Genomic DNA, 18,715 nt, shown 5'->3' with positions numbered 1-18,715 from the left:
TCAATTCCATCCATGACAAGAGGGCATCAGCCCTGAACGGACTCGTCGTCAGATTGGCAGCGGGACTATATAAGCGGGCTTGTCATCCGGGGGCGGAAAATGAAAAGCCCCCGATAAACGGGGGCTTTTTGGACTGGCGAGGGCCACTTAGAGGGCGGCGATCTCGGCCTGCTGGGCTTCCAGCTTGGTCAGCTGGAGACGGTAATCTTCCAGCTTCTCGCGCTCCTTGGCGATGACGGCGTCCGGCGCCTTGGCCACGAAGGCCTCGTTGCCGAGCTTGCCTTCGATACGGCCGCATTCACCGACGAGACGGGCAACCTCTTTGGCCAGACGGGCCAGTTCGGCCTCCTTGTCGATGAGACCCGCCATCGGGATCATCAGCTCGGTGGCACCGATCAGCTTCTTCACTGACAGGGGGGCGACTTCACCGTCCGCCAGCACGCGGATGGACTCCAGACGGGCCAAGGACTTGAGGAAGGCCTCGTTGTCACCGGCGCGCTGGGCGTCCTTGCCATCGCACTTGAGCAGCACGTTGAGGGCGACGCTCGGGGCCACGTTCATCTCGGCGCGGATGTTGCGGATGCCGACGATGAACTCCTTCACCCACTCCTGATCCGCCATGGCGGCATCGTCTACCTTGGCGGCATCGAATTGGGGGAAGGCCTGCAGCATTATGGTGTCGGCGTTGACACCGGCCAGCGGGGCCACCGACTTCCAGATGGTCTCGGTGATGAAGGGGATGATGGGGTGCGCCAGACGCAGCAGGGTCTCCAGCACTGTGACGAGGGTGTGACGGGTGGCGCGCTGCTCGGCCTCTGAGCCCTTGCCCAGCACCGGCTTGGTCAGCTCCAGATACCAGTCGCAGAACTGGTTCCAGATAAATTCGTACAAGACGCCGGCCGCGATATCGAAGCGGTAGGTATCGAGCGCGGTACGGAAGTCACGGATGGCCACCTGCAGCTGGGACTGGATCCAGCGATCCGCCAGGCTGAACTGCATCTCGCCACCGTGCAGACCGCAATCCTGATCTTCGGTGTTCATCAGCACGTAGCGGGAGGCGTTCCACAGCTTGTTGCAGAAGTTGTTGTAGCCGTCCAGGCGCTTCATGTCCCAGTTGATGTCGCGACCTGTGCTGGCCAGCGCCGCCAGGGTGAAGCGCAGGGCGTCGGTGCCGTGGGCCTCTATCCCTTCCGGGAACTGCTTGGCGGTGCGCTTGCCGATCTTCTCGGCCATCTGCGGCTGCATCATGTTGCCGGTGCGCTTCTCCAGCAGATCCTCCAGGGAGATGCCGTCGATCATGTCGAGGGGATCCAGCACGTTGCCCTTGGACTTGGACATCTTCTGGCCTTCTTCATCGCGGATCAGGCCGGTGATGTAGACGGTCTTGAACGGGACCTGCGGCTGGCCGTTCTCGTCCTTGATGAAGTGCATGGTCATCATGATCATCCGGGCAATCCAGAAGAAGATGATGTCGAAGCCGCTCATCAGCACGTCGGTCGGGTGGAAGGTCTTGAGCGCCTCTGTGTTGTTCGGCCAGCCCAGGGTGGAGAAGGTCCACAGGGCGGAGCTGAACCAGGTGTCGAGCACGTCTTCGTCCTGACGCAGTGTGGTCACGGACGGTATGCTGTGCTTGGCACGTACTTCCGCCTCGTCACGGCCCACGTAGACATTGCCGGCGTCGTCATACCAGGCCGGGATGCGGTGACCCCACCACAGCTGACGGGAGACGCACCAGTCCTGAATGTCGCGCATCCAGGAGAAGTACATGTTCTCGTACTGCTTGGGCACGAACTGGATGCGGCCATCTTCCACCGCCTCGATGGCGGTCTTGGCCATGGGCGCCACGCGCACGTACCACTGGTCGGTCAGCATGGGCTCGATGGGCACGCCGCCGCGATCGCCGTAGGGCTGTTGCAGCACGTGATCCTTGATTTCGGCCAGCAGGCCCAGCTCGTCCAGCCTGGCGACGATGGCCTTGCGGGCGGCGAAGCGCTCCATGCCGGCGAACTCGCTCGGCAGGGCGGCGTCATAGGCGGTGCTGGGGTTGCCGTTGGTGTCGACCACTTCGGCCTCGGCGCGCACGTGGGCGTCCAGGGTGAAGATGTTGATCATCGGCAGGTTGTGGCGCTTGCCCACTTCGTTGTCGTTGAAGTCGTGGGCCGGGGTGATCTTCACGCAGCCGGTGCCCTTTTCCATGTCGGCGTGTTCGTCGGCGACTATGGGGATCAGACGGTTCACCAGCGGCAGCAGTATGTGCTGGCCGATCAGCGCCTTGTAGCGCGGGTCTTCCGGGTTCACGGCGACCGCGGTGTCACCCAGCATGGTCTCCGGACGAGTGGTGGCGACGATCAGGTGATCCTGGCCTTCGGCGGTCTTGGCGCCGTTGGCCAGCGGGTAACGAAGGTGCCACATGTGGCCCTTGATCTCGCGGTTTTCCACTTCCAGATCGGAGATGGCGGTGTTGAGCTTGGGATCCCAGTTCACCAGACGCTTGCCGCGGTACATCAGGCCATCTTCGTAGAGACGCACGAAGACTTCCTGCACGGCCGCCGAGAGGCCCTCATCCATGGTGAAACGCTCGCGCTCCCAGTCCACGGAGTCGCCGAGGCGGCGCATCTGGTGGGTGATGGTGCCGCCGGACTCTTCCTTCCACTGCCAGATCTTGTCGATGAAGGCATCACGGCCGTAGTCGTGACGGGTCTTGCCCTCTTCGGCGGCGATCTTGCGCTCAACCACCATCTGGGTGGCGATACCGGCGTGGTCTGTGCCCGCCTGCCACAGGGTGTTCTTGCCCTGCATGCGGTTGTAGCGGATCAGGGTGTCCATCAGGGTCTGCTGGAAGGCGTGACCCATGTGCAGGCTGCCGGTGACGTTCGGCGGCGGGATCATGATGCAGAAGGAGTCTTTGCTGGTGTCGCCGTGGGGCTTGAAGTAACCCTGGGCTTCCCAGTGCTGATAGAGCGCCTGTTCGATGGCGTTGTGATTAAAAGTCTTTTCCATGGTCTCGCCGTATTCTGGATGGATGGAGTCTGGTGTTGAGTCGTCGTGGATCGAGGGTGGCGCAGTCAGGGCTGCGCCGGATCCGGTGCGGCAAGGACGGGCTGATCCCTCATTTCGAGGGTGTGGCCCGCCTGGCGATAGTGCTTGTAGCGCTCGCGGGCTTGCTGCTTTTGCGTTTCGTCAGTGGGGACAAAATCTACCACTTGAGCGAAGTGTCCTGCAAACAAAGGTGTCTGCTCGGCCAGGTTGATGAGGCGGGCATAGCGCCGTTTCGGCGGCTGATGGCCTATCTCCACCGGGGCCTGGCCGCTCTCCCCCTGCAACTGGTGCGGCACGAAACGATCCGGTGGCAGTTGCCACAAGAGCTCGTCCAGGCGCAGGGCCTGGGCCTCGTCGTTGCAAAACAGATAGAGGTGGCCGGCACTCCAGCCATCGGCCGCCAGCTGGCAGGCGAGGCGTTCGACCGCAGACGCCTGCGCGTCGTCCGGCTCACTCATCAGGTAAAAGGTCACTTGGCTCATCAGGTTGGTCCCGTTTGGCTGTGACGGACAGCGATTGGCCGTCTGCGGGGAGCCGTGCCAGGCACGGTCTTCCCGGATTCTCTCAATGAAACAAGGAAGAGGCAGGCCTCTTCCTTGTGGTACCACTCCCCTGATGCGGGCATCCGAAGAGAGGGGTTACTCCTTGTCTTCGACATCCGCCACGCCGGCTCGATTGAGCAGGAAAATGCTGGCTCGGCAGGGGCAACGGACTGTCGGGCAAGGATGGTTTTACTCTTTATCCTCAACGTCTGCCACGCCGGCTCGATTGAGCAGGAACTGGGTCAGCAGGGGCACGGGGCGACCGGTGGAGCCTTTATCCTTGCCGCTCTTCCAGGCGGTCCCTGCGATGTCGAGGTGGGCCCAGTTGTACTTCTTGGTGAAGCGCGACAGGAAGGCGGCGGCCGTGATGGTGCCGGCCGGGCGGCCCCCTATGTTGGCCATGTCGGCAAACGGGCTTTCCAGCTGTTCCTGATACTCGTCGAACAGCGGCAGGCGCCAGGCGCGATCGCCAGCCTGCTCGGAGGCGTTCAGCAGCTCGTGGGCCAGGGGGTTGTGGTTGGCCAGCAGACCCGAGGTGTGGTGACCCAGGGCGATGATGCAGGCGCCAGTCAGGGTCGCCACGTCGATGACGGTTTCGGGATCGTAGCGATCCACATAGGTGAGGGCATCACACAGCACTAGGCGGCCCTCGGCGTCGGTGTTGAGCACCTCGACGGTCTGGCCGGACATGGTGGTGAGGATGTCACCCGGGCGATAGGCGTTGCCGCCCGGCATGTTCTCGCAGCCCGCCAGCACGCCTATGACGTTGATGGGCAACTGCAACTGGGCCAGGGCGTGCATGGTGCCGAGCACGGAGGCGGCGCCGCCCATGTCGTACTTCATCTCGTCCATGCCGTCTGCCGGCTTGATGGAGATGCCGCCCGAATCGAAGGTCAGCCCCTTGCCCACCAGCACTATGGGCTTGGCATCGGCGTTGCCCTTGTACTCTATGATGGCCATCATGGCTTCGTTCTCGGAGCCGCGGGCCACCGCCAGGTAGGAGTTCATGCCGAGTTCGGCCATCTCCTGCTCGCCTATCACCTTGGTGGTGATGTTGTCATAGGCATCCGCCAGACGGCGGGCCTGGGAGGCGAGGTAGGCCGGATTGCAGACGTTGGGCGGCATGTTCGCCACGTCGCGGCAGATGCGCACCCCTTTGGCCACGGCCAGGCCGTGGGTGATGGCGCGCTCGCCTATGGTCAGTTCCCGACGCGTCGGCACGTTGAAGACCAGCTTGCGCAACGGGCGGCGCGGCTCGGCCTTGTTGGTCTTGAACTGATCGAAGCTGTAGAGGCCCGCCTTGGTGGTTTCCACCGCCTGACGCACCTTCCAGTAGGTATCCCGGCCCTTGACGTGCAGCTCGGTCAGGAAGCAGACGGCTTCCATGGAGCCGGTCTCGTTCAGGGTGGTGATGGTCTTGTTGATGATCTGCTTGTACTGGCGTTCGTCGAGTTCCCGCTCCTTGCCGCAACCGACCAGCAGTACGCGCTCGCTGAGCACGCCCGGTACTTGATGCAGCAACAGCATCTGGCCTGGTTTGCCTTCCAGATCGCCGCGGCGCAGCAGCGAGCTGAGGTAGCCGTCGCTGATCTTGTCCAGCTGTTCGGCAACCGGAGAGAGGCGGCGAGGCTCAAAAACGCCGACCACGACGCAGGCGCTGCGTTGCTTCTCAGGACTGCCACTCTTTACACTGAACTCCATGGAATCTCCTACATCCTAAAGACAAAAGGCACCATTTATTGAATAATGCGGTGCTTGTTGGGGTATCAGAGGCGGAGCGAACAGCCACAGGCTCCGCAGTTCAAACTGGTAAAAATCCAATATAGGGCCCTATTTTTCAGGCATTCGACTAAAAACACAAGTTTACTTGGGAATGACTGTGATCGTTTTCCGATATTTGTTCAGGGAGACCCTGAAAACCCAGCTGGCGGTGCTGTTCGTACTGCTGCTTATCTTCGTCAGCCAGCAATTTATCCAGATCATTGGCGACGCCGCCGATGGCGAGGTGCCGACGCGCCTGGTTTCCACCCTGCTGCTGCTCAACCTGCCGAATATGGCCCTGTTGATGCTGCCTATCAGTCTGTTTTTAGCCATTCTGTTTGCTCACGGTCGTTTGTATGCGGAAAGCGAGATGACGGTGATGCATGCGGTGGGCTTCAGCCACCGCTTCGTGATGGGCAGCGCCCTGCTGCTGGCTCTGCTGACGGCCGCCGTGGCGGCCTTCAACACCGGCTGGATAGCCCCTCAGGCCAAGGAGCGCGAGTACCAGGTGATCGACGAGTTCAAGGCCGATCCGGGTATCTCCTTCCTGCAGGCCGGTCGCTTCATGGAGCTCGACAAGGGACGCCTGGTGGCCTACATCCAGGATCTGAACGACAAGGGCTCCGAGCTGCAGAAGATCTTCGTGCTGCAGCGGGCCGAAGGGGGCTCGCCCCCTTCAGTGGTGGTGGCCAACGAGGGACAGGTGACGGCCGACAGCAACGGCTTGCAGTGGCTGACCCTGAGGGATGGCTCCCGCTACGAGGGCCAGTTCACCGGCAAGCAGTTCCAGGTCTCCGAGTTCAGCGAATACAGCCTGGTGATCCGTCAGCAGGAGATGGAGCGATCCAACCGCAAGGCGGCGGCCAAGCCGACCCTGGAGTTGCTCGGCACCCAGAGCAACCAGTTGATGGCCGAGCTGCAGTGGCGCCTGTCGCTGCCCTTCTCCATCCTGGTGCTCACCTTCCTGGTGGTGCCGCTGGCCCGGGTCAACCCCCGCCAGGGGCGTTATGCCAAGCTGCTGCCGGCCATACTGCTCTATCTCTCCTATTTCCTGCTGCTCAGTGCCGCTCGTTCGGCCATCGACAGCGGGCGTCTGCCCCACTGGCCCGGCATGTTCCTGGTGCCGCTGATTTATCTGCTGCTGATCGGGGTGCCGCTCAACCTGCAGGGCACCAGCTGGTGGAACGGGGTCAAGGGCCACTTTTTCAAAGGCAAGTCAGCATGATGCTGCAACATAGGAGTTTCTGCTGATGTTCGGCATTCTCGATAGTTATGACAGTCGGGTCATTTTGATGCCGATCTGGTGCACCGCATTGCAGGAGAAATCAGCATGAAGCTACAAGATAGGGGTCTCGGCTGATGTTCGGCATTCTCGATAGATACATCGGTCGGGTCATCTTCATGTCGATCCTGCTGTGCGAACTGACCCTGGTCGGGCTGGCGGCGCTCATCAAATATGTGGAGCAGCTCAGGGCCGTGGGGGAGGGCAACTACGACATGCTCAACGCCCTCTACTTCGTGCTGCTCTCCATGCCCAAGGAGGCTGTGCTCTTCTTCCCCCTGGCGGCCTTGCTGGGGGGCCTCATTGGCCTCGGCCAGCTGGCGACCAGCTCGGAGCTGGTGGTGATGCAGGCATCGGGCCGCTCCAAGATCAGCATCGTCATGGCGGCGCTCAAGACGGCTATTCCCCTGATGCTGCTGGTAGGCCTGATGGGCGAATACGTGGCCCCGGCCGCCAAGCGGATGGCGGATGACATCAAGGCGGGCGCCATGTCGGAAGGGCGGCTGACCGTCTCGGCCTACGGTGTCTGGGCGCGGGATGGCAACAACTTCGTCAACATCAACGGAGTGCGCAACGACGGCGCCCTGACCGGCATCACCCTGTATCGTTTCACCCCGTCTCGCAACCTGATCGACGTGGTCCAGGCGCAGGAGGGGGTGTTCGAGCAGCATCACTGGCTGCTCAAGCAGGTGCACATCACCCGTTTCGACGATCCCAAGCAGATCCTTGACGAGAAACATGCCGAGATGGCGTGGCAGTCCGAGCTGACCCCCAAACAGCTGGGGGTGGTGAGCATAGACCCCGAGAACCTGCCCATCTCGGGGCTGCGGGACTACATCGGCTATCTGGATGCCAACAAGCAGGATGCCGGGCGCTACAAGCTGGAGATGTGGCGCAAGCTGCTGTCACCGCTCTCCGTGGTGGCCATGATTTTGCTCGCCTCTTCCTTCATCTTCGGCCCGCTGCGTTCGGTGAGCATGGGAGCCCGGATGCTGATGGGGATCATGACCGGCTTCGCCGTCTATGTGAGCGACCGGGTATTCGGCCCCGTCAGCCTGGTGTATGCGGTGCCACCCATCCTTGCGGCCATAGCCCCCAGTCTGCTGTTTGGCGGCATCTCCTTCTATATCCTGAGCCGCAAGCAGTAGCGAGAGAATGAGAAGTGCGGCGGTGCCAACCCTATGCTGGCGGCCATAGCCCCCAGTCTGCTGTTTGGCGGCATCTCCTTCTACATCCTGAGCCGCAAGCAGTAGCGGCCTGTATTAGCCAACAAGAAGGGCACCCAGTGGGTGCCCTTCTTGTTTCTCATCTCGTACTCACTGGGTCACTTGTTCAGCTGCTCCAGGTTCTCCTGCTTGCTCAGCACTACAACTTCACACTCGGCCCAGATGTCCTGGAAGGCGCGGGGCCGCTCGCGATTGAACACGCACATCAGGTTGCCGAGGCCGAAGGCCGAGGTCGCGAGCCGGATCAGGGCCTGGGTGATGCGAATGTTGCTGCCGTCCAGATTTTGGATGCGCAGACGCCAGGCACGCATGCCTATGGTCTGGCCGGCACGGGTCCAGAACCAGGTGTAGAAGCCGCAGATCACCAGAGCGAGCCAGGCGCTGTAGAGGGGGCTGGTCAGCAGCCAGGCCGCATCCTTGCCCTCGGGGACTGTTGCCATCCCGGTGGCCAGCAGCAGGTAGGCTACCCCCATGCCGATGAAACCGGCGATGATCAGCAAGGCGATGACCACCAGGTAGTCATAGAGCAGGGCACCCAGGCGCCGCAGCAGGCCGGCCGAAGGGTGCTGGTGCTGGGGGGGGGGCTGGAGAGAGGAGGGGGTCTTGCGCTTGGCCATGATGATTATTCCATTAATATGATGCGGGCATTCTATGTAACTGGCCGAACATCGGCAAGGCGTTGAATAATTGAGCAAACGGTGGCTGCGCAAGAAAAACACCTTGCATGCCAAAACGCCATTCGTATAATCCCTCGCAGTTGCCCGGGTGGCGAAATCGGTAGACGCAGCGGATTCAAAATCCGCCGTTGCAAGACGTGTCGGTTCGAGTCCGACCCCGGGCACCATATTACAGTTTCATGCCGTATCACGGCAGACCAGAAACCCGCATAGCGTAAGGCTTGCGGGTTTTTTGTTGTCTCTCGTCGTATCATAAAGCCTCATGACATCCCCCCATTATTGGGGGTATCTCTGGGGGTACTAATCCCAGTAGGGGTAAAAAGTACCCCCACCTGTCCGCTATCCCGCGCCATTCCTGGCCTGTGAGGTGGTGGCTTATACCCCCAGCGTCAGCCATGTACCCCCAAGTTAAAACGGGAGATACCCCCATGCCGCTATCCGATACCGCCGCCCGACAAGCCAAGTTCAATGGCAAGCAGCAGAAGCTGTCTGATGAAAAGGGCCTCTTTTTGCTGATCACCTCGTCAGGGAAATACTGGCGCCTCAAGTTCCGCTTCGCTGGAAAGGAGAAGGTGCTGGCTCTGGGTGTCTACCCAGAGGTTTCCTTGAAAGAGGCGAGGGCTAAGCGAGAGGAGGCTCGCAGGCAGCTGGCAGAGGGTATCGACCCCAGTCTTGCCCGTAAGCAGAGCAAGGTGGCCAGCCGGCTCGCCAGTGAACACAGCTTTGAGGCCATAGCCAGGGAGTGGCACCAGAGTCAGTTAGCCCGCTGGAGCCCAGGTCATGCCAAGCGGGTCATCGAGTCTTTGGAAGTGGATGCCTTTCCCGATCTGGGGTTGGTGCCGGTTGCTGAGCTGACAGCGCCCATCATGTTGGATGCTCTGCGCAAGGTTGAGGCAAGGGGAGCCACCGAGACAGCTGGACGGGTACTGCAGCGGATCAGCTCTGTCATGCGTTACTCAATCCAGACTGGACGGGCCAGCTACAACCCAGCCCAAGATCTGAAAGGGGCACTGAGGGCCACCAAGCAGGAACACCGGCCGGCACTCCCGCGGGCTGAACTGCCGGAGTTTTACCGGCGCTTGGCTGCTGAACCGTTGAACCCTGCAACCCGCCTAGCCTTCCACCTGCTGATGTTGACGATGACCCGCCCTGGTGAGGTGCGCTTTGCTCGTTGGGATGAGTTCGACATGGAGCGAGCCGAGTGGCGGATCCCGGCTGAGCGGATGAAGATGCGGGTACCCCATATCGTACCTCTCTCCCGGCAGGCACTTGCTGTGCTTGAGGAGCTGCGCCAGATAACCGGGCACTGTGAGCTGCTGTTCCCGAGCGAGCGGAAGCTGACTGACCCCATGAGCGAGAACACCCTGAGTTATGCCATGGGACGAATGGGCTATAAGGGGATTGCCACCCCACACGGCTTCCGGGCGCTGGCATCCACCACCCTCAACGAGGAGGGCTTTGATCCGGATGTCATCGAGCGCCAGCTTGCCCATGCTGAGCGCAACAAGGTGCGGGCGGCCTACCATAGGGCCGAGTACCTGGATGACCGCCGCAAGCTCTTGCAGTGGCTTGCTGACTTCTATGAGTCACAACAGGGCGGCAATGTTCGTCCGGTGAACTTCCACAGAGCAGGGTAAGAGGTAGGAGGGGGTGACACGCTAAGCGACTGCTTGACTCGTTATCACACCAGCGTTAGGATTTCCCCATCATGACCCATTCTCTCGAGATTGGGCCTTTTTCATATCCAAACCCGGCCATCGTGCCGGGTTTTTACGTTGGAGGATAACAAGTCAAAACCAGCTCCACTCATCATCGACAACTGCTTTTATCCCTCTTAAGCCCGACCACTGTGTCGGGCTTTTTCATTTCAGGAGAACTCACATGACAATACCGGAAACAGGGTTTATTCGAGAGGCACAACTGGTGACCACGGCCAGCAAGGTGGGTCCATTGCCGTTCAGCAAGTCAACGCTGTGGAGGATGGTTGGTGAAGGCAAGTTCCCGAAGCCAATCAAGCTGGGAGCCCGGGTCACCGCCTGGCGCTGTGAAGAGGTTCACGAGTGGATCAACGCTCAAGGCCAAGCTGCGTAAGGAGGAGAAGATGCAAAAAGAAAAAGGCCGCACCGCGAACGGCACGACCCAGCTTGAGCAGGGCCAGAATATCACCAAGTACGAATTGGTCGCCACCCACCTACTGGAGCAGGGAGCCCAGGGTGTTAGCGCCTTATCTGGCCTGGCTGGGCTGCATGACCTCAACTTGCGCAACAGCATCGGCCTACTCCGTCGAAACCACGGGGTAGCTATCACCGATGCGTTCTTTGAGCACCAGCATAGTGGCGGCGGGACCACTCGCTTCAAGCGCTATTGGCTGGCCGACCGTGAGCAAGCCCATAAGCTGGTGGCTCTGATCAACCACTGGCGACACCAACGCCAGGCTGCCCCATTGGCAGATGACTACGCCGCCACTCTGTGCGCTCGCACGCCGGCAGTCACCCCCCTCCCTCCCGCCGCCTAACCCCGAGGTATGCCATGAAAGAACAATATGGGCTCACTGCCCAGGGCGAAGCCTTGCCCAAATTCCAAGGGGTGGGCTTGTCCCACAACGTCCAACAGAGTACGATTCTTCTCGCAACGGCAAAATCCGCTGCCGAGATTGGCGTCTCGATATTCAGACAGGAGCCGACCCACGCTCTCGCGTGGTTTTTTGTCGGTACTCGATCCCCATTTCTTGGGGCGCTGCTGGCCTACCTGGTTGGCGGTGCCTGCCGTGTTATGGCGGTTCGGGCGAGGGCTCCGCAAGGGGCGCTGGGTTCCTTTCTGACCAGTTACGCCAACCTCGTCCGGGCTGCCACCAGTTGGAGATTGGCGTCTTCCTGTGGCAGAGACAATCTGACCAGAAAGGAGGCTGCCATCATGGCTACTGTCCCCACCCCTGCTTTACCCAAAATCTTCACCTTCTTGATCCAGCGTCCTCGCGTCTGTCGCCTGGCCGAGCTTCGGCGTATCCGCACTATCGCCATCATCGCAAATACCGAGGCTCAAGCCCGCGCCAACTTGCCTGGCTTGTCGTTGGTGTTTATGTCCCGCACCCCTAGCAAGGGGGTGGCCGCATGACCCAATCCACTCCATCCCGCCTAGAGGCACTGCTCGAGCAGTTTGCCGATGCCCTGCGCATTGAGGTTGTGCTCTGTCAGGAGGTGCTGGCATGACCTATTTCGCATGGGCCAACGGCAGCAAGCCGGCTACCTTCATCGGCCCCACGCCCCCCCGTACCGGGAAACGTTCACAGCAGGGCAGCCTGAGCGCCTTCCTGTGGCGAAGTGATCGGGACCGTTTCATTGCCCAGACCAAGGGCGCCGCGGTGGCTGTCACCACCAAGGAGGCTCGAGAACTAAAAGCCGGTTTGGATGACCGGGCGTTCAAGGAGCTGGTTGCCGTTCTGCTGGGAGGGACACGCCATGAATAATCGACTGTTCAACACCCTGAATGGCCGGATGTGGCGCGAGTTGTCACGCAATCCATTGCGCCCCGCGGTACTGCGGGAACTCTTCAAGCGGGTGACCAAGGCCCAGAAACAACCAGGCGAGCGCAATGCAAGAGGTGGTTGCCATGACTGAGATAAATAAGCTGGTGGAGCAGTTGGCCCAGGCCTACCTGGCCGCCCGGGGCAATGTGTTTACTCACCTGGGGATCCAGCTCCCCCTTGCTGCTGACTCTCTGACGATGGCCATTCAGAACAACATCGTGGCCGCTCACCTGGAAAACACCGGGGCGCAGCAGGGGCAGGCCGATGCCTTGCTGATGCTGCGGCACATGGTGGTGGACGGGACTTTGACCCCGCTGGGTGCCTTGGTGGTGGATCAGATGTATTGCGCCTTCTGCGCCGATGTTCACCAGATGCTGGAGGAGGGAAAGGACCCTATCGTTGAGCTGGCCCAGGAGAGCAAGCAGAGGGCGATGCAATGACAGCGATACACCAAGGGGCAGCAGGCCCCGGTCATCAAAGCAGCCCGCCATCCCGGGCCGGCGCCTTCCTCAAGTTCGCAGACCTGGACGATCTGCAGGTGGTCGTGATCCACACCGGCGAGCAAGCAAGTAGGGATGCCGGCATCAGGGCTACCCTGCAGCGTGCTCACAACGAGGCGGTGGCCATAGACAACCCGATTGACCCAGAGGTGGAACCAGAACAGGCGCTGTATGTGGGGCCCACTCAGTTGGATGACGGCGCCAGGCTCTACAAGATGGCCGATCGGGATGCCACCAAGAGGGTCATCGTTCACCAGTTCGGCAACCTCGCCCCCGAGAAGGCCAAGCGGCTGATCGTGGCTCTGCGCAAGCAAGCCCCCAAGGCCGAGCTCTACCGCGGCAACCCGGGCCATAATGCCGAGCCCTGGCAGCTGGTGGATGTGGTGGCCTTCGAGCAGACTCTGGCGGCAGACACCCCACCGGACGAGGCGCCCTGGCCAGACAATGTGGCTCCGCTCCATCTGGTGAAAAGCAGCCCAGAGGAAGGGCCAGAGCTGCCAACAGGGTTTGAGGTGCGGGGCTCGCGCCTGTGCGCCCTGATGACAGTGGGCCGGGGTGAGGATGCCCGGCAAGAGTGGGTACCCATTGCCAGCCCCGTCCATGTGCTGGCAGAAACCGCAGATGAGCAAGGCCGAGGCTATGGCCGCTTGTTGGAGTGGCGGGACAGCGCCGGGCGGGTGCGCCAGTGGGCCATGCCGGTGCGTTCCCTGGTCCCGCGCAACGGTGAGGAGGTGTTTGCCGCGCTGCTGGATGCGGGGCTGCCCTTTATCGAGCTGAGCCATAAGCGCAGGCTGGCAGCCTACCTGATGAGCTGCCAGCCCAAGCGGCGTATCACCTGTGTCGAGCGCACAGGGTGGCATGGCCATGCCTATGTGCTGCCCGGTGGGTCCATTGGGCCGGATGCCGAGGGGGTCATTCTGCAGACCGCCGGCTACACCGCTAGCGACTTTACTGAGCGCGGTACCCTGGCCGGTTGGCAACAGGGGGTTGCAGGACTGGCCGTGGGCAACTCTCGGCTTTGCTTTGCACTGTCCCTCGCCTTTGCCGCTCCCCTGCTTTCTCTGGTAGGCATGGAGGGCGGTGGCTTCCATCTCAAGGGTGAGAGTACCGACGGCAAAACCACGGTGATGAAGGCGGCTGCCAGTGTCTATGGTCACCCGGACCGCTATGCCCAAACCTGGCGCGCCACCGGTAACGCCATCGAGGGGATCGCCAGTCGGCGCAATGATGCCTTGCTCTGTCTGGATGAACTGGGCGAGCTGGACGGCCGGGAAGCAGGCCAAACGGCCTACATGCTGGCCAACGGCCAAGGCAAGGGCCGCAGTAAGCAGGATGGGGAGCTGAGAGAGCGTAAGGCCTGGCGGTTGCTGTTCCTCTCCACCGGTGAGCTAAGTCTCGAGGACCATGCCGCCAGTGTCGGGAAGAGTACCCAGGCCGGGATGGAGGTGCGGACAATTCAGATCCCCAGCGATACCGGGCACCATGGCGCCTTTGAGTGGCTGCATGGCATGGATGGAGGGCGCAGCTTTGCCGACACCCTGAAAGCCAACACAGAAGCACATCACGGCATCGCTTTTCGCACCTATGCCCATGCCCTGACTCAGACCATGGATGAGCAGAGAGAGCGGCTGAGGGCTGAGATTAAGCAATTGGCAGCCGAGCTGACTCCCAAGGGCGCGGGTAATCAGGTTGGCCGAGCTATCAACCGGTTTGCGCTGGTGGCCGCAGCCGGGGAGCTGGCCACCCGATTGGGGGTGACCGGCTGGCCAGAGGGGGAAGCCATCAGGGCGGTGAGGGTCTGCCTCAAGGCTTGGCTGGCAGAACGTGGGCACTTGGGCAACCAGGAGGACGCTGCCACCTTGATGCAGGTACGTGGATTTGTCTTTGCCCACCAGTTCACACGCTTTGCCGACTGGTTCGACTCTAGCCATCGTCCTGCCAACATGGTGGGCTTTCGCAAGGTGGAGTCGGATGGGGTGAGCTTCTTTGTGCTGCCCCAGGGCTGGCTTGAGATCACCAAGGGGCGAGATCCCAAGCGAGCGGCCATCTTGAGCCTTGAGGCTGGCTATCTGCTGACAGGCAAAGACAAGAAGCGGCTCCAGCGACAGGTCAGATTGCCAGGCATGGGTAAGGGGATGAGGGTTTATGTGCTGGGTGAGCGAGTATTGGGTGATGAAGGGGATGGCTTGGAGGACGAATAACCTCTGCCAACAGGAGCTAAAGGGCCACCGAGTGTGGCCCTTGCCTTTTCTGCCTCAGGCGCGCGCGTGAAAGAAGAAACAAAAATGGTGGCTACAGTGGCTACACCACAACGAAACACCTCTGCAGGCCTTATGTATCAAGGGATAGAGGTGTAGCCACTAGGCTGATTTTTAGTGGCTACACATTGGCTACAGTGGCTACAAAAGGGGGCTGTAGCCACCGAGTAAGGGGTGTGTAGCCACCTGTAGCCACCACCTTTTTGGGTAGTGGCTACACGACAAACCCAGCAATGGCGCGGTCTAGAGGGGAGTTGTAGCCGCGTAGCCACTGTAGCCACCGTTTTTTTTCATATATACAGTGCAACTAGCCGATCGAGCTCACCCTTTTACTGCAACAGGGCCATTAGCTGTGCTCACCAGGTGGCCCTCTACATAGACTGTGTCATGGTTTCCCTGACCCTGACCCTGACCCTGACCCTGACCCTGACCCTGACCCTGACCGAGATCCAGTCCATGCTCCACCGCTCCGATAGCGGTAACTCCGCACCAAGCTCGTCGAGGCTCCGTTACACTCGGCACCACCACTGACCGCAAAATTTGCGCTTTACTCGCCGTCATTGGGGCAATCCGCTCCTCTGTGTAGTGATCTAATCCCCCCCCGGAGAAGTAGAGACTGGATAGACATGTCATGTTCATGTTTGTAACGTATACTTTCCCAAAATAGAGCTATAAAGCCATAATGGAACGTATACGATACGGAGGGTGACGATGAAAATCACCATGGCCATGACTGATAAAGCAATTGCCAAGGAGCTATACGAGCGCCTTGAAGCCAATAGGCAAGCAAGTGGAATTAGTCAGGAAACGCTGGCTGAGAATCTTGGTATCAGCCGACCAACTTACTCACGACTACGAAATGGGACTTGCAGTCTCGGTACCTTCATAGCTGTTCTGCGGGCACTGAACCTGCTTGAAGGCCTCAATTCACTAGTACCAGTGCAAGCACTGCGCCCTTCTGAAATAGTCAACGCACGTAAAACGAAGAGGCGTGGCTTGATAGGTAGAGTTCTCTCATCAAGCTCGATTGTAGAGTCAAAACCAAGAGCTATGGCAGCTCAAGGTTCAGTAAGAGAAATGTTAGAAAGGCGGCAGAAGAATAAGGTACCACAATGATAGCAACCGGATGTGAAGTGCTTTTTGATGGAATCCTTGTAGGTTACTTGGCTTACACTGATGAAACAGGAATGGCTACATTTGAGTACACCGATGAGTGGGTGAGTGGGGGCTTTAGCCTGGCACCACTACACATGCCGTTAAGTAATCGCATTTTTACTTTCCCTTTGCTGGCATGGGATACCTATCATGGGTTGCCTGCCGTATTTGCAGATTCCCTGCCCGATGATTTTGGTAATGCATTGATTAACGCTTGGTTGGCCAGAACCGGACAGGACAAGTCCCAATTCAAAGCTATTGATCGTCTGCTATACACCGGCACCCGTGGAATGGGGGCCTTGGAGTACCAACCAACTAATGCGCCAGGGGGACTACAAAGCGAGCCCCTGTTAATAAGTGAATTGGTTAGCATGGCTCAAAAGGTTTTGGACTCACGTAACGGTCTTGAGTTATCTGACCACGAAGAGTCCTCTATGGCAAAGCTACTTCAAATTGGTACTTCTGCTGGTGGCGCAAGGGCAAAAGCAGTCGTTGCAGTAAACGAATCTAGAACTGAAATCCGTTCTGGACAAGTAACAGCCCCTGATGGCTTTGAACATTTTCTTCTAAAGTTCGATGGTGTTGAGGAACACCAGTCCAGTAACCAATCCTTCGGCGATCCAAAGGGGTATGGAGTGATGGAATATGTCTATCACCTAATGGCGAAGGAGGCTGGAATTAGCATGTCTCACTGTGAGTTGCTACGTGAGGAAAACACCAGTAGAGCTCATTTTATGACCAAGCGCTTCGACCGTGAGTTTGATCAAAAGTATCATGTCCTGAGCCTGTGTGGGATGGCGCATGCAGACTTTAGAAAACCAGGAGCTTTTAGTTATGAAGAGATGTTGGAAATTGCTCGCCAAATAGGTCTCAATAATCAGGAGCAAGAGCAGATCTATCGCCGGATGGTCTTCAATGTCGTAGCCAGAAATCATGATGACCACACCAAAAACTGGAGCTTCCTAGTCAATGACGACTATAAGTGGACATTGGCGCCAGCTTTCGACTTAGCGTGGAGTTATAAGGTTGGCTCGCCTTGGGTCGAGTCTCATCAGCTTTCGTTAGCGGGCAAGCGTGATAACTTCCAGCGCAGCGACTTACTCTCTGTTGCTACTCTAATTTCAAGCCTACGACCATCCAAAGCAAACAAAATTATTGATGATACTATCGAGGTTGTCTCCGGTTGGCGTGAGTTAGCTGAAGCGGAGGGCGTACCTGAATTGTTGAGGGATAGTGTGTGGAGCTCTTTGCGACTAAAACTGTAACGTTTGCGATGCGAAATTTGCTTTTTTGACGGATTTTGTAACGTTAACGATGCGATGATGGTCGTGGTTAGATACATTGAATGCTGCTATGTTGGCCGCAAGTCATGGCCACGAATCACCCCATTCTCACTGATACGGCTGCCAGCCGTCCGGATATGCAGTTGTTCAACAGCATATCTGTGGCCAAGTTACGACAATGAGTCGCTTCCCCAAGTGGCCAATATCGAGCCATCTCAATCGTGCGCATTCATAATTGCTCCATGGTAGAGCGAGGTCTGGATTATCACTGGTACAGCGCACCACAAACTGCGCAAAATCGAAACACAATGGTGAGCCCATATAGGAGGCGCCTGGTGCGGCAGGGCCTGGGGAAGTGATGAGGGGGTTGGAGATTGCGCAATTGCGCAGTTCTGCGCAAAACGAAATACATCGGCGCGAAGAACAACACGGTGAGTGAAGTCAGAGGGGTGAGAGCGGTAGGGAACTGACCTCTACTGAGTTGCTCTTGGTGTTACTGATGACCGGATCCGAGATTTCGGCGGAGCAGACCGGTACGCAGGTGACCATATCAAGGGGGGTTACCTGGGTGACACGGCCCTTCACCGCACCCTGATAGGGATAATTTCCCCGGAACAGGGAAGGGGCTTACCCCTGAGACATCCCGCACTGATTCGAGGAGGCAGCAACCACTGTCACTGATGTGGGGGTATTTTTGGGGGTATAAGTAAAATTCACATCCATGTTTTTCCTTTAAAATCACACTAATAAATTCACGATTCGATAGAGACCCCGGCACCATCAGATTCCATGACAAAAGGCCATCCTCGCGGATGGCCTTTTGTTTTTCTGCGTTCGCGGCCCTTCAGTCGATATTCTGTGCGATGCGCCACAGCACGCCGGAGGGGTCGTACAGGCAGAACTCCTTCATGTGCCAGGGCTGGGTGGCGATCTCGGTGACCCTGACGCCGTAGCGTGAGGCGACCTGGCTCGCCTCCACCTGGGCCCGCCAGGCGGCCACATCCTCCACCAGGATATGCATCATGAAGTGCTCGGCCAGCGCCTCGTGGTAATAGTCCTGCAGCAGGAAGCTCACCTGCCCGAAATGGAAGTAGGCCACCCCGTCGCCGTCGGAGGCCAGGGTGAACCCGAGATCCTGATAGAACTGCCTGGAGAGGCTGAAGTCGCGGGCAGGCACGAATGCCTTGATTTCGGTCACGGTGAGATTGGGCATGGGTTCCTCGTTCGGGTGACAGGGCAAACCTGGTTGCGCCAGTATGGCCTGGAAGATCGGGCGCAGGCCAGATCCGGCGCTGCATCCCCCCTTTGTGATCCCCTCCTTCCCCTCAGATAGGTGAGCTCCCCCCTCTGTCATCATTTGATTATTTAATGCAAACGCATCTTTCATTTGTTCAATAAATGATCTCGAGGGCAAAACGGGTCAGCCGGGCCCCCATTGTCCCGGGATCCTCCCCGTTTGGCCTGCC

The 18,715-nt window shown here is 59.2% G+C and carries 18 protein-coding genes and 1 tRNA gene; 14 read left to right on the top strand and 5 right to left on the bottom strand.

Annotated features, from left to right (window positions below; genetic code table 11):
- Window positions 1-147: 147 nt before the first annotated feature.
- From G4923_RS04360 to pepA, 3 genes are all read right to left on the bottom strand, one after another.
- Window positions 148-3,000, bottom strand: a complete 2,853-nt coding sequence (locus G4923_RS04360; RefSeq protein WP_163135672.1) for a valine--tRNA ligase — start codon at window positions 2,998-3,000, stop codon at window positions 148-150.
- A 65-nt stretch (window positions 3,001-3,065) separates the two neighbouring features.
- Entirely contained in the window at window positions 3,066-3,521 is a 456-nt protein-coding gene (locus tag G4923_RS04355) for a DNA polymerase III subunit chi (RefSeq protein ID WP_025325629.1), read from the bottom strand.
- A gap of 249 nt (window positions 3,522-3,770) precedes the next feature.
- Window positions 3,771-5,282 (bottom strand): leucyl aminopeptidase, encoded by a 1,512-nt coding sequence (pepA, locus tag G4923_RS04350; protein ID WP_041206455.1) that lies wholly within the window; start codon window positions 5,280-5,282, stop codon window positions 3,771-3,773.
- A gap of 172 nt (window positions 5,283-5,454) precedes the next feature.
- On the opposite strand from pepA, the gene lptF reads away from it, so the two are divergent.
- Together lptF and lptG are read left to right on the top strand one after the other, a co-directional pair.
- A complete protein-coding gene (gene lptF, locus G4923_RS04345) occupies window positions 5,455-6,567 on the top strand; it encodes an LPS export ABC transporter permease LptF (RefSeq protein WP_162627317.1) in 1,113 nt (370 codons plus the stop codon).
- A 134-nt stretch (window positions 6,568-6,701) separates the two neighbouring features.
- Window positions 6,702-7,772 (top strand): LPS export ABC transporter permease LptG, encoded by a 1,071-nt coding sequence (lptG, locus tag G4923_RS04340; protein WP_106885041.1) that lies wholly within the window; start codon window positions 6,702-6,704, stop codon window positions 7,770-7,772.
- 176 nt (window positions 7,773-7,948) lie between these two features.
- Here the strand turns inward: lptG and G4923_RS04335 are convergent, their stop codons facing one another.
- Entirely contained in the window at window positions 7,949-8,467 is a 519-nt protein-coding gene (locus G4923_RS04335; RefSeq protein ID WP_162520007.1) for an RDD family protein, read from the bottom strand.
- 142 nt (window positions 8,468-8,609) lie between these two features.
- On the opposite strand from G4923_RS04335, the gene G4923_RS04330 reads away from it, so the two are divergent.
- The 12 genes from G4923_RS04330 to G4923_RS04275 all read left to right on the top strand — a co-directional run bounded on the left by G4923_RS04330 (window position 8,610) and on the right by G4923_RS04275 (window position 17,231).
- A tRNA-Leu gene (locus tag G4923_RS04330) sits at window positions 8,610-8,694 on the top strand.
- 261 nt (window positions 8,695-8,955) lie between these two features.
- A complete protein-coding gene (locus G4923_RS04325; protein WP_076361844.1) occupies window positions 8,956-10,164 on the top strand; it encodes a tyrosine-type recombinase/integrase in 1,209 nt (402 codons plus the stop codon).
- Between the two features lie 244 nt (window positions 10,165-10,408).
- Window positions 10,409-10,618 carry a helix-turn-helix transcriptional regulator gene (locus G4923_RS04320; RefSeq protein ID WP_139406556.1) on the top strand — a complete coding sequence of 70 codons (210 nt, stop codon included), beginning with the start codon at window positions 10,409-10,411 and terminating at the stop codon, window positions 10,616-10,618.
- Window positions 10,619-10,628: 10 nt separating this feature from the next.
- Window positions 10,629-11,042: a hypothetical protein gene (locus G4923_RS04315; protein WP_163135664.1), complete on the top strand. Its 414-nt coding sequence runs from the start codon at window positions 10,629-10,631 to the stop codon at window positions 11,040-11,042.
- A 14-nt stretch (window positions 11,043-11,056) separates the two neighbouring features.
- A complete protein-coding gene (locus tag G4923_RS04310) occupies window positions 11,057-11,641 on the top strand; it encodes an ash family protein (protein WP_163135662.1) in 585 nt (194 codons plus the stop codon).
- A gap of 91 nt (window positions 11,642-11,732) precedes the next feature.
- Window positions 11,733-11,993, top strand: coding sequence for a hypothetical protein (locus tag G4923_RS04305; protein WP_163135661.1), 261 nt, complete (start codon window positions 11,733-11,735; stop codon window positions 11,991-11,993).
- The gene (locus G4923_RS04300) at window positions 11,986-12,144 is read left to right on the top strand and encodes a hypothetical protein (RefSeq protein ID WP_163135660.1); all 159 of its coding nucleotides are present in this window, start codon (window positions 11,986-11,988) and stop codon (window positions 12,142-12,144) included. Before G4923_RS04305 ends, G4923_RS04300 begins: the two co-directional genes overlap by 8 nt.
- Window positions 12,137-12,493, top strand: a complete 357-nt coding sequence (locus G4923_RS04295; RefSeq protein ID WP_163135659.1) for a hypothetical protein — start codon at window positions 12,137-12,139, stop codon at window positions 12,491-12,493. The genes G4923_RS04300 and G4923_RS04295 overlap by 8 nt, the downstream gene beginning before the upstream one ends.
- Complete coding sequence (locus tag G4923_RS04290) at window positions 12,490-14,754, top strand: DUF927 domain-containing protein (RefSeq protein WP_163135658.1); 2,265 nt, start codon at window positions 12,490-12,492, stop codon at window positions 14,752-14,754. The genes G4923_RS04295 and G4923_RS04290 overlap by 4 nt, the downstream gene beginning before the upstream one ends.
- A gap of 444 nt (window positions 14,755-15,198) precedes the next feature.
- Window positions 15,199-15,342 carry a hypothetical protein gene (locus G4923_RS04285; RefSeq protein WP_163135657.1) on the top strand — a complete coding sequence of 48 codons (144 nt, stop codon included), beginning with the start codon at window positions 15,199-15,201 and terminating at the stop codon, window positions 15,340-15,342.
- 180 nt (window positions 15,343-15,522) lie between these two features.
- A complete protein-coding gene (locus G4923_RS04280; RefSeq protein ID WP_163135656.1) occupies window positions 15,523-15,927 on the top strand; it encodes a helix-turn-helix domain-containing protein in 405 nt (134 codons plus the stop codon).
- Window positions 15,924-17,231, top strand: coding sequence for a type II toxin-antitoxin system HipA family toxin (locus G4923_RS04275; RefSeq protein ID WP_163135655.1), 1,308 nt, complete (start codon window positions 15,924-15,926; stop codon window positions 17,229-17,231). Before G4923_RS04280 ends, G4923_RS04275 begins: the two co-directional genes overlap by 4 nt.
- 862 nt (window positions 17,232-18,093) lie before the next feature.
- On the opposite strand, the gene G4923_RS04270 is transcribed toward G4923_RS04275, so the two are convergent.
- Entirely contained in the window at window positions 18,094-18,462 is a 369-nt protein-coding gene (locus G4923_RS04270; RefSeq protein ID WP_163135654.1) for a VOC family protein, read from the bottom strand.
- Window positions 18,463-18,715: the final 253 nt, after the last annotated feature.

The organism is Aeromonas rivipollensis (assembly GCF_010974825.1).
Taxonomy (GTDB): domain Bacteria; phylum Pseudomonadota; class Gammaproteobacteria; order Enterobacterales; family Aeromonadaceae; genus Aeromonas; species Aeromonas rivipollensis.
Note: the sequence above shows the minus strand (reverse complement) of the source record. Positions and strands in the feature narration are given on the sequence as shown.